A 15,150-nucleotide genomic window follows, 5' to 3' on the forward strand; every position below is an offset into this window, starting at 1 on the left:
GGCCTGTCGCTGCTGATACCTCACTTCGAGTGCGACCCGTACTCGCGGATGTGAACCTGGCGCTTGCGCCACAGGAAGAAACCCGCGCCGAACACCAGCGCCGAGCCGACCGCGGTGGTCATCGCCATCGGGTCGAGGTTGCCGATCCGGCCGACCGGGTTCACCGCGACCTCGGCGGTGGTGCCCGAGGTGTTCACGGCCGTGCCGTTGCGGGGCAGCGCCACGTACGGGAACGCCGCCTCGAACGGCTGGTCGTTCTGGTCGACCTTGTCACCGGCGGCCAGCGCCTCGACGAGCTTGCCCGTCACCGCCGCGCCCTCGAACGCCTGCAGGCCGATGTCCACGACGTCGTCGGTGAGGCGGCGGCCGTTCGGGAAGCCCTGTGTGTCACCGGCGAGCAGCCCCAGGCGGTTCGGGTTCGGGTTGGGGTTGATCGACATGTTCAGCCGCAGCATCTCCGCCGGCCGGAACCGGTGCTTGTCGACGTCGGCGTTGTTGATCTGCGAGTTCAGGTCGGCGTTGATCTGCGCGCCGATCTTCGTGCTGATGCCGGTCAGGAAGATCTCGGCCAGGTCGTCGCGCTGGCCCTTCGGCGCCGGGATCTTGTAGATGGCCTCGACCAGCTTCGGCAGCTCCGGGTTCACCACCCGGTCCACCAGCTCCTTCACCCCTCCGTCCTGGTCGGGGCGCAGGCCGTTGAACGCGTCCTTGAGGCCCGCGGGCGCCACGACCTCGTTCACCAGAGGGTTGCCCAGGCGGGAGACCTGCACGAAGTCACCGACCGCCTCCGCCTTGCCCGGCGACAGCTTCATGGTGCGGCGCTGCGTGGTGCTCCAGATGCCGATGTTCGGGTTGCGGTTCGCGTCGTTCTTCAGCGCCAGCGCGTGCTTGGGCAGCTGGATCGCGATCGTGTTGACGTTGTAGCCGCGCAGGGTGTCCTGGCCGACCTCGCTCAGGTTCCCGCCGTAGAGCAGGTCGAACACCCGCAGGTCCAGGAAGAACGGGTCCTCGGCCGGCCCGACGTACACCTTGCCGCCACCGGGCAGCTGCACCGTCGCCTGGTCGCGCAGCTTCTTGAAGTCCGGCATCGACGCGGGGCCGTTCGGCGACGGCGCGACCGGGGCGTTGTCGACGAGCTTGACCTTCTGGCCGTTCTCGTAGATCGCCTCGATGTCGTAGCGCTGGCGGAACAGCAGGTTCTCGTCGTCGAGCGAGTCCACCTGGCCGTTGGTGTAGAGGAACGTGTTGTTCTTGCGGCGGTCGTCGTCGTGGAACTGCCAGCGCAGCACCACGTCGGCCTTGGCGTCGCCGTCGTTGTCGATGTTGAAGTCGTACTGCGCGTCCGTGGCCCACGGGAAGAAGTTCGGGCCCCCGTTGGGCTCCTGGAACGGGAACCAGTTGCCGACCAGGGTGACCGTGTCCCCGTGGTCGGGGCTGACGAACGCGTACAGGTCCGTGTTGTCCACGGCCGGGTCACCGGCGATGAGCGGTGCCTCGCGGTGGGAGGACGCGGTGGCACCGGATCCGCCGAACAGGGCGGCGTTGAGCAGGGTGGCTGCCACCAGCGCGGCCGCGGCCACCTGGCCGCGCCGACCGCTGAGGACGTGCGGTGACGACATCTCTGGTCTGCCTTTCGAGGGGGTCAGGCGCTGTGCATGAGCAGCGGGGGTTCGCCGGGGTGGGCTGAGTGCGCTGAGGTCCACCTCGCCCTGGTGAAGTCGCGGATGCCTTCGACGAGCCGCTCGACGTCGGACTCCGGCCGGACCACCAGGCGCGCGAAGCCGCTGCTCATGCCGAGCTCGGTGGCGCACTCGCGGATGAGGACCCGGTGCCGGGACAGCAGCCGCAGGCTCTTCGCCGGCTCCTCGAACGTCTGCGGGGTCGGGAAGTGCGGGTTGCACGGGGTGCGGAAGCCCACCGGCTGACCCGCGCCCGTCCTGGCCGGCTCGAAGCAGGACGGGCTGTGCGCGGTCTGCTGGAAGGGACCCGGGTCCACACCGTGCCGCACGCGATCACCCCGTCCCGGTCGTCGATCTGACACCGGGGCATACGTGCCGTCGTTCACAGCGGTTCACGGACCAGTGTCGGGAAGGTCTCGGCTGGGTCACGCGCGCAACCTCGGCCCCCGCCGCCGACCGGGAGCACCCGCCGGTTTCCGGTCCACAGTGGACGATCACAACCGCCTGATCCGGTCCCTCGCCCGACCCCGCACGTGCTCGGGCACCCGGCCTCGGGGCGCGCTCGGGCCCGTGACGTTCGACAACCGCCCGATCGCCGTGGTCGTTTGGGTCGGTGAACCGCGTCTTGCCAGGTCAGCAGGCTTTCTCGGGACCGCCCGACCGGCGCGCGAGGTCGACGTCACCCGCCCTGCGGGTCGAAGGGCACCACCGTTGCGGAAAATTGTCGGTCCAGGCGGATACCCTGCTGGCAGTCCGCACACAATCCAGGGAGCACCACCCGTGACCGCTGAGACCCTGTACGGGGCCGACGACCTGACGCACCTCGAAGGTCTCGAGGCCGTCCGCAAGCGGCCAGGCATGTACATCGGGTCGACCGACAGCCGGGGCATCAACCACCTCTTCAGCGAGATCGTCGACAACTCGACCGACGAGGGCGTGGCCGGCCACGCCACCAAGATCGTCGTCACCCTGCACGCCGACGGCAGCGTCCAGGTCGACGACGACGGCCGCGGCATCCCCACCGACGTGCACGCCAAGTCCGGTCTGTCCGGTGTGGAACTGGTCCTCACCAAGCTGCACGCGGGCGGCAAGTTCGGCGGCTCCGGCTACAAGACCTCCGGCGGCCTGCACGGCGTCGGCGCCTCCGCCGTCAACGCCCTCTCCCACCGCTTCGACGTCACCGTCCGCCGCGGCGGCAAGGTCCACGAGATGTCGTTCGCCCACGGCGTCCCCGGCGTCTTCGACGGCCCCGGCCCCAAGGCCGCGTTCACCCGCCAGAACGGCCTCAACGTCGTCGGCAAGATGAAGCGCGGCGAGTCGACCGGCACCTCCATCCGCTACTGGTACGACGCCCGCTACTTCGAGAACGGCGCCTCCCTGGACGTCGAGACCGTGCGCATGAAGCTGCGCAACACGGCGTTCCTCGTGCCCGGCGTCACCTACGTGCTCAAGTCGGCGCTGGAAGACGCGATCTCCGAAGAGGTCTTCCACTACCCCAACGGCCTGACCGACATGGTCGACTTCCTGGCCCCCTCCGGCGACCGCGCCGTCTCCGGCACCCTCGTCATCACCGGCACCGGCACCTACTTCGAGAACGCCGCCGACGAGAACGGCGTCATGCGGTCCAAAGTGGAGCGACAGGCCGAGGTCGAGGTCGCCCTGCGCTGGGGCACCGGCTACGACCGCACCGTCGAGTGCTTCACCAACACCATCCGCAACGTGCACGGCGGCACCCACCGCCGCGGCTTCGACCGCGCCGTGCTGAAGGCGGTCCAGGACGCCATCTCCAAGACCCGCGGCCTGCTGAAGCCCAAGGAGGACCCGCCCACGCTGGACGACGTGCTGGAGGGCATGACCGCCGTCGTCCACGTCCGCATCCCCGAACCCCAGTTCACCTCGCAGACCAAGGACGAGCTGTCCACCGCCGGCATCACCAAGGTGCTGCAGGGCATCGTCGACCAGCAGGTGCGCGCCTGGACCGAGGACCGCAGGACCAAGGTCGAGGCCAAGACCGTGCTCCAGAAGGTCGTCGACGCCTCCCGCGTCCGGCTGACCCAGAAGCAGCAGAAGGACGCGGCCCGGCGCAAGACGGCGCTCGAAGGCGCGGCGATGCCGGCGAAGCTGGTGGACTGCCGGACCACGGGTGTGTCGCGGTCTGAGCTCTTCCTCGTGGAGGGCGACAGCGCCCTCGGGTGTTTCACGGCTGAGACGCAGGTCGCGCTGGCGTCGGGCAAGTCGCTGTCGTTCCTGGAACTGGTCGACGACTGGCAGCGCGGTGTGACGCACTTCGGCTACGCCACGAACAAGGCCGGCCGCGTGGTCGTCGTGCCGCTGGTCGAGCCGCGGCTGACGAAGAAGGACGCCCCGCTGATCCGCGTCACCCTGGACAACGGCGCGTCGGTCCGCTGCACCCCCGACCACCTGTTCCGCCTGCGCGACGGCTCGTACCGCCGCGCCGACGCGCTGCAGCCCGGCGACTCGCTGATGCCGCTCTACCGGTCGGTGTCGTCGAAGGCCGAGGGCCACAACCTCGACGGCTACGAGCGGGTGTGGATGAACGACCGGCAGGAATGGGTCTACACCCACTACCTGGCCGATGCCCACAACCTGCGCCACGGCCTCGACAGCGCCGCGAACGGCAACGTCCGCCACCACGTGGACGTGGACAAGCGCAACAACGACCCGCGCAACCTCAAGCGGATGACGTGGGAAGACCACGCCGCGCTGCACGCCGCGATGATGGGCGAGCACGTGCACGAGGGCTACCGGGCGTGGCTCGCGGCCGGCGGCACCGAGATCAAGTCGGCGATGCTGTCCGAACAGTGGAAGGACCAGGAGTTCCGCGCGGCGTGCCTGGCCAGGCTCGCCGCCCGCAACCAGGACCCGGCGTTCCGCGCTCGCATCGAGCAGGGCTTCCAGGACTGGTACGCCGAGCTGAGCGACGCCGACAAGGCCGCCTACGCCGAGCGCATGCGTGCGCTGCAGGCCGAGTACTGGGCCGAGCCGGAGCACCGCGCGGCGGCCGCCGCGCGGGTGCGCGCGTTCTTCGCCCAGCCCGGTAGGCGGGAGGAGTGGAGCGAGCGCTCGCTGGCCCAGTGGCAGGACGAAGAGCTGCTCGCCTGGCGCTCCCGCACCACGGTCGATCAGTTCGCCGACCCGGTCGAGCGGCAGCGCCAGCGTGAGGCCGTCATCGCGTGGCACGAGAGCCACCCCGAGTTCGGCCGCGAGCACTCCGCACGCATGAAGCAGCGGATGGCCGACGCGTCGACCGGCCACCTGGAGGCGGTTCAGGCCGGTCGCCGCCGCTACGTCGAGTCGACGTCCCGTGCCGAGCGGGTGGCCAAGCAGGTCGAGGGGCGCCGGATCGCGGCGCTCAAGCGGCTCGCCCCGATGCTGGACACGCCGTCGAACTTCGAGCTGGCGCTGTCCTACGAGCTCGACCGCAAGGCGAACGCCAAGACGGGCCTGAAGTTCCTGAAGGTGCTGGCGCACTACGACGACGACTTCATCCGACTGCGGGAAGCGGCGACGCTGGTCAACCACGCGGTCGCCGCTGTCGAGGCGTTGCCGGAGCGCGAGGACGTCTACGACCTGACCGTGGACGGCTACCACAACTTCGCGCTCGAAGCCGGTGTGTTCGTGCACAACAGCGCGCGCATGGCCCGCGTGTCCGAGTACCAGGCGCTCCTCCCGTTGCGCGGCAAGATCCTCAACGTCCAGAAGGCGTCCCTCGCCGACACGCTGCGCAACGCCGAGATCGCCTCCATCGTCCAGGTCCTCGGCGCCGGCACCGGCCGCACGTTCGACATCTCCCAGATGCGCTACGGCCGGGTGATCCTGATGGCCGACGCGGACGTGGACGGCAGCCACATCCGCACGTTGCTGATCACGCTGTTCGCGAAGTACATGCGCCCGGTGATCGAGGACGGCCGCCTCTACGCGGCCATGCCCCCGTTGCACAAGGTCATGACCCGCGGCCGCAACGCCGAGACGCACTTCACCTTCACCCAGCGGCAGATGGAGCAGACCGTCGCGCGGCTGGAGAAGGCCGGCAAGCAGGTCGTGACGCCGGTGCCGCGGTTCAAGGGCCTGGGTGAGATGGACGCGGACGAGCTGTGGGAGACCACGATGAACCCCGCGACCCGCAGTGTCCGCCGCATCACGATGGACGACGTCGAGGCCGCGGAGGTCGCGCTGGAGCTGCTGATGGGCGAGAAGGTCGAGCCGCGCCGCAACTGGCTCGTCGAGTCCGCCGCACGGGTCGACCAGTCGGCCATCGACCTCTAAGCCTTCTCGAGAGAACAGACGGAGTTACGAAGTCATGGCACGCCGTAAGGGACCCACGACCAAGGTCGATCCGGCCGCGTTCGACCGGGCCGGTGCCCGTGTGCTCGACAACTCGCTGAAGACGGAGATCGAGGACTCGTACCTGGAGTACGCGTACTCGGTCATCCACTCGCGGGCTCTGCCGGACGCGCGGGACGGCCTCAAGCCGGTGCACCGGCGCATCCTGTTCTCGATGAACCAGAACGGGCAGCGGCCGAACACCCCGTACGTGAAGTCGTCGCGCGTAGTCGGCGACACCATGGGCCGGTACCACCCGCACGGTGACACGGCGATCTACGACGCGTTGGTCCGTCTCGCTCAGGACTTCAGCCTCAACGAGCCGCTGATCGACGGCCACGGCAACTTCGGCAGCCCCGATGACGGTCCCGCGGCGAGCAGGTACACCGAGTGCCGCATGTCGCCGGTCGCCATGCAGCTGGTCGGCGAGCTCAACGAGGAGACGGTCGACTTCCGTCCGAACTACGACGGTTCGCTGGACGAGCCGAGCGTGCTGCCGGCGGCGTTCCCGAACCTGCTGGTCAACGGCACGTCCGGCATCGCGGTCGGCATGGCGACGAACATGATCCCGCACAACCTGCGCGAGGTGGTGGGTGCGGCGCGGTGGCTCATCACGCACCCGAACGCCGACCTCGACAAGCTCATGGAGTTCGTCCCGGGGCCGGACCTGCCCACCGGTGGCATCCTGCTCGGCCTCGACGAGGTGAGGAAGGCCTACGAGACCGGTCGCGGTGTCGTGCGGATGCGCGCGAAGATCGAGATCGGCCCGCTGGAGGGGTCGCGCGGGCGGCAGGCCATCACCGTCACGGAGCTGCCGTACGGCGTGGGTGCGGAGCGGATCGTCGAGAAGATCACCGACGAGGTGAACAAGTCGAAGCGGCTGACCGGCATCGCGGACGTCAAGGACCTGACCGACCGCGAGAACGGCATCCGGCTCGTCATCGAGTGCAAGGTCGGGGTGAACCCGCAGGCGCTGCTCGCGGACCTGTACCGGTTGACGCCGATGGAGCAGTCGTTCGGCATCAACAACCTGGTGCTGGTGGACGGGCAGCCGCGGACGCTCGGGCTCAAGGGGCTGCTGGAGGTCTTCCTGCGGCACCGCTACGACGTCGTCACGCGCAGGACGAAGTTCCGCAGGCGCAAGCGCGAGGAGCGGTTGCACCTGGTCGAGGGGCTGCTCAGGGCGCTGCTCGACATCGACAAGGTCATCAAGCTGATCCGGGGCAGCGAGAACGCCGCCGCCGCGAAGGACGGCCTGATGAAGCAGTTCACGCTCTCGGAGATCCAGGCGTCCTACATCCTCGACACGCCGCTGCGGCGCCTCACCAGGTACGACAAGATCGAGCTGGAGGGCGAGCAGGACAAGCTCACCAGGGAGATCGCGGAGCTGACGGCGATCTTGGAGGACGAGGGCGTCCTGAAGAAGCTCGTGTCGAGCGAGCTGGCCGCGGTGGCGAAGGAGCTGGGTGGGGACCGCAGGACGAGCCTCATCGACGGTGACCTCAAGGAGGTGCTGGCGGCGTCGAAGCCGGCCGGGCCGCTGGAGGTCGCGGACGACCCGTGCCAGGTGATCCTGAGCGCCACCGGGCTCGTCGCGCGCACGGCGGCGGAGTCGGAGGAGGCGTCGGAGGGCAAGCGGCGGGCCGGGCGGGTGAAGCACGACGCGGTGGCCGCGCTGGTGCACTCCACGGCGCGCGGTCAGGTCGTGCTGGTCACGAACCGGGGGCGGGCGTTCAAGACGGACGTGCTGCCGCTGCCGGTGCTGCCGGAGCAGAGCGGGACGGTGAGCCTGCGCGGCGGCATGGCGGCCAGTGAGCTGGTGCCGCTGGAAAAGGGCGAGAAGGTCGTCGGCATCGCGCCGCTCGACCCGGGGTCCTCGCCGGGCATCGCGCTGGGCACGAAGCTGGGCACGGTCAAGGTGTGCTCGCCGGAGTGGCCGGTGCGGTCGGACGAGTTCGAGGTCATCACGCTCAAGGACGGCGACGAGGTCGTCGGCGCGACCTGGCTGGACGACGGCACGGAGGCGCTGGCGTTCGTCAGCTCCGACTCGTCGTTGCTGCGCTACGACGCGAAGCTGGTGCGGCCGCAGGGCCTCAAGGGCGGCGGCATGGCGGGCATCAACCTCAGCGGTGACGCGCACGTGCTGTTCTTCGGCGCGGTCAAGACGGGTGACGGCCAGCACGGCGAGCCGATGGTGGTCACGTCGAGCGGGCAGAGCGTCAAGGTCACGCCGTTCGCCGAGTACCCGGCGAAGGGGCGCGCAACCGGCGGTGTGCGGTCGCAGCGGTTCCTGAAGGGCGAGACGCACCTGGTGGTGGCGTGGATCGGGTCGCGGCCGGCCGGGTCCGACGTGAAGGGCACGCCGGTGGAGCTGCCGGAGATCGACCCGCGCCGCGACGGGTCCGGGCACGCGCACCCCGGTCCGGACGTGGTGGGCCACCTGATCGAGAGGGACTAGGTGTTCCGGCGGTTCGAGGCCGGCGAGGCGGAGGCGTTGGCCGACTTCCTCGCCGGCGAGCCGTGGCCGTTCCACGCGAACGCCACCGTCGACCGCGCGGACGTGCTCGACCGCGTCCGGTCCGGGTACTACGACGAGACGTACTGGATCGAGGTGGCGGGGGAGCGCGCCGGGATCGTGCGGCTGTTCGACCTCGGGGACGAGACGCCGATGTTCGACCTGCGGGTGGGCGCACGGCACCGCGGCCGCGGCCTGGGCAGGGCCGCGGTCCGCTGGCTCACCGACAAGCTCTTCACCGAGCTGGCGCACGTGCAGCGGATCGAGGCCACGACCCGGCAGGACAACCTGGCGATGCGCCGCGTGTTCGCGCAGTGCGGCTACGTCAAGGAGGCGCACTACCGCCGGGCGTGGCCGGACGGCGAGGGCCGCCGGTTCGACTCGGTGGGGTACGCGGTGCTCCGGCACGACTGGCGCACGGGGACGACGACCGTGCCGGACTTCCACGACCTCGACCAGGAGCCGTAGCTCCCGTCCGTGCGGGGCGGGGCCGCGTCATCCGCCGTGCTCGATCCCCGCGCGCCGCACCCTCGCCTCCGCGACGATCCGGTCCGCCTCGTCCAGTGCGACGTCGCGCAGCTCCGCGAGGGCCCGCATCGCCTCGGCGCGGCGGGCGGACATGGCGAGCCGGAAGTCCTCGCGGACCTCCTCGCGCTGGGCCGCGGCCTGTTCTTCGAGGCCGCGGGCGCGCGACTCGGCCTCCCCGACGATCATCAACGCCTGGAGCTGCGCGTCCCTGATGACCTCGCGGCGTTCCTCCTCGGCCAGCGCGACCATGCGCGCGAGCCGTTCGGGCAGGCCCCTGAGGTCGATCGGGGTCAGGCAGATGCGGTGCAGGCCGTCCTGCAGCGCCGTGTTCTCCTCCTGCACCGACATCAACCTGCTGGCCAGCGCGTCGGCGCGGGCCTCGGAGGCGTCGCGGTCGGCGGTGACCAGGCGCAGCTCGGCCTCCAGCTCGGCGACGTAGTCGTCCACCTCGTCCCGGTCGTAGCCGCGCCAGCGCAGCCCGAACCACGTGCGCAGCGGAACCAGGTCCGCCCTGCTCTCGACGGTCACGTGCGGCCTCCCATGCCTCCCGCGAGTCAGTCCTGACAGGGGGTACGTACGCGGTGCGGCATCGGTTCTACCGAGTTCACCGGGCACAATGTGGACGTGACCACCAAACTGTGCCCCTGCGGCACCGGCCAGTCCTATGTGGACTGCTGCGGTGCGCTCCACTCCGGCGTCCGCACGGCGGCGACCGCTGAGCAGCTGATGCGCTCCCGGTACAGCGCTTTCGCACTGTCCGATGAGGACTACCTGCTGCGCACCTGGCACTCGCGGCACCGGCCGTCGGACGCGGGCACCGGCGACAACGACCGCTGGCTGAAGCTCGAGGTGCTGGCGACCGAGAACGGCGGACTGCTCCAGAACGAGGGCGTCGTCGAGTTCCGGGCGCACTACGTGGGCGGTGTCGTGCACGAGCGCAGCCGCTTCATCAGGGAGAACGGCCAGTGGGTGTACCTGGAGGGTGACCAGAAGTGACGACCGTGACGATCGGGAGCCGGTTCAACGGCCCGCCGGGGACGGGCAACGGCGGCTACGTCTCCGGCCGCCTCGCCGCGCACGTCGGCGCCGGTCCGGTGAGCGTGCGGCTGCGCAAGCCGGTGCCGCTGGACCGGGAGATGCGGGTCCGCGACGGTGAGCTGCTCGACGGTGACGTGGTGATCGCCTCGGCCGCACCGGCGGCGCTCGACCTGGCGGTCCCTGCCGTCCCCACGCTGGCGGAGGCCCGCGCGGCGGCGGCGCAGGTGCCGTGGCGCGACCGGCACCCGTTCCCGACCTGCTTCGGCTGCGGCCCCGACCGCGAGGACGGCATCGGCGCGCTGCTCGGGCCGCTCGCGGGCCGGGAGGAGTGGGCCGGGGTCTGGCGCCCGACCGCGGTCCTGCCCCACGAGGGCGGGCACGTGCTGCCCGAGGTCGTGTGGGCGGCGCTGGACTGCCCGTCGGCCCAGCCGGTGGCCCCCGACGGCGGTCCGGCGTTCGTGCTCGGCACGTTCGTGGCGCAGGTGGAGCGGCCCGTCGAGCTGGACGTGGACCACGTGCTGCTCGCGTGGGAGCTCGGCCGCGAGGGGCGCAAGGCGTACTCCGCGTCGGCCATCATCGGCCCGGACGGTGTGTGCGGCCGGGCGACCGCGGTGTGGGTCTCGATCGGATGACACCAAATAACCCGACTGGGTGACGGAGCGCTGACGCGTGTTGATAGCGTGCACGACCGTTGCCCGGTTCCACCGAAAGGGCGAGTGAACGGGATGGCACGGAGGTGATCAGGCGCTTGATGGGCCGACGTGCCGCCGCCCGCGGCGACCAACAGACGCAACAGGTGCAGCCGATGCACGCACAGGCCCAGGAACAGGCCCTGCAACCGGCCGAACAGCCGACGCCCACCTACGAGGTGCCGGCGTCCTACGAGGCCCCGTCGTACGAGTACGAACCGGAGCCGCCGAAGCCGCCGCAGCCGCAGCGGACGCCGTACGCGGCGAACTTCGTCGGTGCCACGCTCGTCGTCTCCGCACCGGAGGGACCGGGTCAGGGCGCGACCGGGCTGGCGCGCGCACTGCCGGCCGACCGCGGTCGCACCGTGGTCGTCGTCGACTTCCCCAGCGGGGACCAGAGCACGTTCTGGCCGCACGTCGTGACGGCGCTGAACGGGCGCGGGCCGGTCCGGCTCGCCGTCTCGCACGCCGGCACGATGCGCCCCACCGCGCCCGCGCAGTGGCTGGCCGAGCAGCTGCAGACCGAGGTCGTGGCCCCGGACGGCGTGCTGACGACCGTGCCGGGTGCCGCGTTCGTGGTCGGCTCCCAGGGCTACGGCAGCTGGGTGCGGTTCCAGCCGAACGCCTCGCCGATGCCGTTCGGCCGCCGCTTCCCGGTGCCGCAGTGGGAGGCAATGGACCCGAACTCGCCGTGGCCCACCGGCGAGGTCGGCGTCTCCGAACCCATCCCGTCGGGGCTGTGGCTGCGCGCGCAGCAGCCGCTGTTCGACCCGTCCGCCCCGGACGCCCGCCCCATCGTGGCGCTGCCGTGCCGCGACAACGTGCTGACCGTGGTCGTCGGCGGGCCTGGCCAGCCGGCCATCCCGACCGACGAGGTCTGCCGGCTCCTCACCGCGCTGCCCCAGGCCGCCCGGTCGCGGGTGCGGCTCGTGCCCTACGGCGTCGACGCCGAGCTGGGCAAGCTGGTCGCCGACGAACTCGGCGAGCCGATCGCCGCGTTCACCGGCCTGCCGGTCGGCAACCTGCGCGGCGGCGGTCCCGCGGTCATCGCGGTCGACCCGCGCGGGCAGCAGACGTGGCGGCCGTTCGTGACCGAGGTGCAGTGCGTCCCGCACGAGAGCGTGCCGGTCGTGACCGGCTACCGCACGCCGGTGCCGGGCCTGAGCGAGGTCTCGCCGGGCGTGTTCTCGCTCGGCGACGGCGTGGTGCTCGAAGTCGTGCCCTCGGGTCTGTGGGTGCGCGAGCACGACGAGCCGTACAACGCCGCCGAGGTCCGCTCTCAGGCCGTGGACCCGGAATGGGCACGTCTGACCGTGGGCACGCCAGGGCGCACGACGCCCGGTGCGGTCGCGGTGCACGGCGCTGCTCTCGTGGAACGCCTTGAGCCCGAGGTCCGCAAACTGCTTCGAGTCGTCTTCTGCGACTCGAAGGTGTCACCGCCGCCTCCGCCGCCCCCCTCGGTGCCGCAGCACGCCGCCCCGGCCCACGCCGCGGTGGACGGCGGGTTCGCCGAGCCCGCCGAAGCGCCACCGGTGGCGAAGACCGGGTCGTCCGCCACCATCGCCGCGGCGCTCGGTGCGGCCGCGCACGCGTTGTCGCAGCGCGACTCCGCGGACAACGGCACCGGCTTCTTCGCGGCCGTGACGCCAGCGGATGCGGAGCGGCCCACGTTCGGTGCCGGGGTGACGCCCGCGGGATCGGAGCGACCGGCGTACGCGGAGCCCGACCACCCGGCGCGGCCCAGTTTCGGTGCCGGGGTGACGGCCGACTACGAGCCGCGACCCGCCTACGAACCCGAGGCACCGCGCGCCACGTTCGCCGGCATCCCGGTCGACACCGACCAGCCTGCCCGGTCCGCGTTCGCCGAGCCCGAGTCGCCCCGCCCGGTGTTCGCCGGTGTGCCGGTCGACCAGGAGGCGACGGTCCGGGTCGCGTTCGCCGCGGTGGGCGCTGATCCGGAACAGCCGGCCCGGCCCGCCTTCGGTGCCGCGGCCGTCGAGGGCGGTCCGGCCATGGCGGCCGTGACGTCGCACGCGCTGGCCGACCCCGACGACGCCGCCTACCCGTCGTCCGACCCGGACGCCGCCGCAGTGCGGTTCCGCGTCGACGGGCCGCTGCCCGCCCAGCCGCTGGCCTTGTGGGAGCAGCCCGCGCAGGGCACCGGCGACCGCGAGACCGTGGCACCCGACCACAGCAGCTCGGAGGTCGAACGCGACGCCGTGCGCCGTGCGCTGGGCGAACGGTACGGCGCGCACGCGGCGACCGTGTGCCGGCTGCTGGCGCAACGACCCGACGCCGAGGAGGACCCGGCGGCGTTCGAGGCGATGGTCACCGACCTGACGGCGTTGCTCGCGTGCGTGTCACAGGACGAGGAGATGGTCGTCGAGACGCTGCGCATGGGCCGCCTGGGCCGGTTGCGCCCGTACGTCGCGTGCATCGTCTCGGGCCTGAACCGGCTGCCGGTGCACAACGGCGTGGCGACCGTGTGGGGTGTCACCGGCCCGACCGGGCCGCGGCGCTACCGCAGCGGTGACGTCCTGGTCGAGCACGGCCTGCTGGACGCCGTCGCGAACCCCGTCCAGCGCGTCGAGGGCGCGGTCGAGTACCTGCTGTGGTCGGTCACCGGCCGCAGGGTCGAGGTCGCCGACCGCGTCGCCGTGGCCACCGAGGAACGCGTCGTCTTCCCGCCCGGCACCACGTTCCGGGTGCTCGCGGTCTCCGAGGCCGAGGGCGAGCACCCGATGCAGGTGCTGCTGCAGGAGGTCGCGGGCCCCGCGGCCGACCAGGAGATCGCGAACCTGCGGCCCAGCGTGCTGTCCCGGCTGGAACGCGCGGCCGCGAACCTGCGCGTGCTGCCGTCGGTCCCGGCCGCCGCGGTGCAGGCCTGACCGCCCACCCGGGCATCCGGTACGCCGAACCGGCAGTCGGCCCGCTGCGCCTGCGTCCGCCCGTGGACTGCGACGGCGAGCCGACCGGCGCGTTCGGCGACCGGCACCCGCCTCGCCGAGCAGGCCGGCGGCTACCGCTCGGTCTGCGCGCGCACCCCGGCGCGGACGTGCCCGCCGTGTTCCGCGGCGACATCGCACGGGCGTGGGCCGCGTTCGCGCACACCGGCAACCCCGGCTGGCCGCGCGAGGTCAGCTTTCGGTGGTGAGCCCGAGCGTGCCGTCGAGCTTCGGCACGCAGGCCCCGTCACGCTTGTCGGCGGCCAGGAACTCGCTCAGGCAGTTCGCGAGCTGCTCGTGCCCGCGGGCGTTGGGGTGGAACGACTCCTGCCACGCGTGCGCCGACCGCCGGTCGTCCTTGAGGCCGTCCCAGTCCAGCGTCAGCCGGGTGAACCACTCCTCCTCCGGTGACGAGCCGCCCGCGCACGCCTCGTGGCCCTCACCGGCCCGTGCCAGGTCGAGGAACCGGGCGTTGACCTTCCCGGCCGCCACGCGCAACCCGTTCGACAGCTCCGGCACGCCCTCCTCGACGACCCACTCCAGGTCACCGGTGCGCAGCGGGCAGCCGGACAGGTTCTGCAGCGACTTCGGCACGTTCGGCGCGACCGGCGCCGCGTAGGACTGCACGACGAGCTGGTAGGACGAGTCGAGGTAGCCCGAGTCGCGCATGGTCTGGCGGATCGCGTTCAGCGTGTTCTCGACCTTCGGCACCATCTTCGCGACCCGCTTGGTCCACTCCGGCGCCACCTTCGCCGTGCAGTCGCTGCGCGCACCCCACGCCTGCACGCACGTGTTGAGGATGTCCGCGAACTTGGGGTCGTCGTTGGCCCCGACGGCCACCACGAGCGCGACGACCCGGTGCGAGCCGGCGATCCTGCGCAGCTCCGGCAGCTGCTGGGTGCGCAGCCGGTCCGAGTTCGCGCCCGAACAGGCCAGGTTGAACCGCTCGTCGGCCTCGAACCGCGCCTTCATGACCGACGCCTCGGTGGAGCGGTGGCACCAGTTGCCGCCCTCCTCGCCGTTCGTGCCCGGCTCGTAGGAGCCCGCGCCCTCACCGGACAGGGTGCTGTCGCCGAGCGCCACCACCGCCGTCCTGGACTCGCGGTCGGGGTCGGACGGCGGCGGGAACGGGTGGTCGCTCACGACCAGCACGATCGCCAGCACGACGATCGCCATCAGCGGAAGAACTCTGCGCATCGCACACCAGCCTACCGACCCCCTTCCCGCCCGCCGTCTTGCCGCACGCGGGGACCTCCCGTGCGCCAGGAGAGTACGAAAGCTCCCCGCGTGCACTCCGCCGGCTTGCTTGCTGCACGTGGCGAATTCCAGGGGTCGTTGCAACACAGGTGATCAACTGGCTTTGGTCAGGAGTTTAGTCAAGCGCTCGGCTGGGGTGTCCCAGCCGAGCGTTT

Annotated in this window: 11 protein-coding genes; 7 read left to right on the forward strand and 4 right to left on the reverse strand. The window is 71.5% G+C overall.

Annotated features, from left to right (window positions below):
• Positions 1-20: 20 nt before the first annotated feature.
• Positions 21-1,619, reverse strand: coding sequence for a DUF4331 domain-containing protein (locus AB0A63_RS27455; protein WP_360396463.1), 1,599 nt, complete (start codon positions 1,617-1,619; stop codon positions 21-23).
• Between the two features lie 23 nt (positions 1,620-1,642).
• Positions 1,643-2,008, reverse strand: coding sequence for a hypothetical protein (locus AB0A63_RS27460; protein WP_360396465.1), 366 nt, complete (start codon positions 2,006-2,008; stop codon positions 1,643-1,645).
• Between the two features lie 451 nt (positions 2,009-2,459).
• Here AB0A63_RS27460 and AB0A63_RS27465 point away from each other — a divergent pair, with 451 nt between their 5' ends.
• The 3 genes from AB0A63_RS27465 to AB0A63_RS27475 are packed head-to-tail and all read left to right on the forward strand — an operon-like array spanning position 2,460 to position 9,006.
• Positions 2,460-5,966, forward strand: a complete 3,507-nt coding sequence (locus AB0A63_RS27465) for an ATP-binding protein (RefSeq protein ID WP_360396467.1) — start codon at positions 2,460-2,462, stop codon at positions 5,964-5,966.
• Positions 5,967-6,000: 34 nt separating this feature from the next.
• Complete coding sequence (locus tag AB0A63_RS27470; protein ID WP_360396469.1) at positions 6,001-8,481, forward strand: DNA topoisomerase (ATP-hydrolyzing); 2,481 nt, start codon at positions 6,001-6,003, stop codon at positions 8,479-8,481.
• Complete coding sequence (locus tag AB0A63_RS27475; RefSeq protein ID WP_360396470.1) at positions 8,482-9,006, forward strand: GNAT family protein; 525 nt, start codon at positions 8,482-8,484, stop codon at positions 9,004-9,006.
• A gap of 27 nt (positions 9,007-9,033) precedes the next feature.
• On the opposite strand, the gene AB0A63_RS27480 is transcribed toward AB0A63_RS27475, so the two are convergent.
• On the reverse strand, positions 9,034-9,594 hold the full coding sequence (locus AB0A63_RS27480; RefSeq protein WP_360396472.1) for a DivIVA domain-containing protein: 561 nt from the start codon (positions 9,592-9,594) through the stop codon (positions 9,034-9,036).
• Positions 9,595-9,690: 96 nt separating this feature from the next.
• Between AB0A63_RS27480 and AB0A63_RS27485 the strand changes: the two genes are divergently transcribed.
• The 4 genes from AB0A63_RS27485 (at position 9,691) to AB0A63_RS27500 (ending at position 13,947) form a co-directional block, all read left to right on the forward strand.
• On the forward strand, positions 9,691-10,062 hold the full coding sequence (locus AB0A63_RS27485) for a YchJ family metal-binding protein (protein WP_360396473.1): 372 nt from the start codon (positions 9,691-9,693) through the stop codon (positions 10,060-10,062).
• Positions 10,059-10,736 (forward strand): hypothetical protein, encoded by a 678-nt coding sequence (locus AB0A63_RS27490; protein WP_360396475.1) that lies wholly within the window; start codon positions 10,059-10,061, stop codon positions 10,734-10,736. Before AB0A63_RS27485 ends, AB0A63_RS27490 begins: the two co-directional genes overlap by 4 nt.
• 173 nt (positions 10,737-10,909) lie before the next feature.
• Positions 10,910-13,681 carry a hypothetical protein gene (locus AB0A63_RS27495; RefSeq protein ID WP_360396477.1) on the forward strand — a complete coding sequence of 924 codons (2,772 nt, stop codon included), beginning with the start codon at positions 10,910-10,912 and terminating at the stop codon, positions 13,679-13,681.
• 62 nt (positions 13,682-13,743) lie between these two features.
• The gene (locus tag AB0A63_RS27500; RefSeq protein WP_360396479.1) at positions 13,744-13,947 is read left to right on the forward strand and encodes a hypothetical protein; all 204 of its coding nucleotides are present in this window, start codon (positions 13,744-13,746) and stop codon (positions 13,945-13,947) included.
• On the opposite strand, the gene AB0A63_RS27505 is transcribed toward AB0A63_RS27500, so the two are convergent.
• On the reverse strand, positions 13,931-14,935 hold the full coding sequence (locus AB0A63_RS27505) for a GDSL-type esterase/lipase family protein (RefSeq protein WP_360396481.1): 1,005 nt from the start codon (positions 14,933-14,935) through the stop codon (positions 13,931-13,933). The two genes, AB0A63_RS27500 and AB0A63_RS27505, sit on opposite strands and share 17 nt — an antisense overlap.
• Positions 14,936-15,150: the final 215 nt, after the last annotated feature.

The organism is Lentzea sp. NPDC042327 (genome assembly GCF_040647275.1).
In the GTDB taxonomy this organism is placed as follows: Bacteria; Actinomycetota; Actinomycetes; order Mycobacteriales; family Pseudonocardiaceae; genus Lentzea.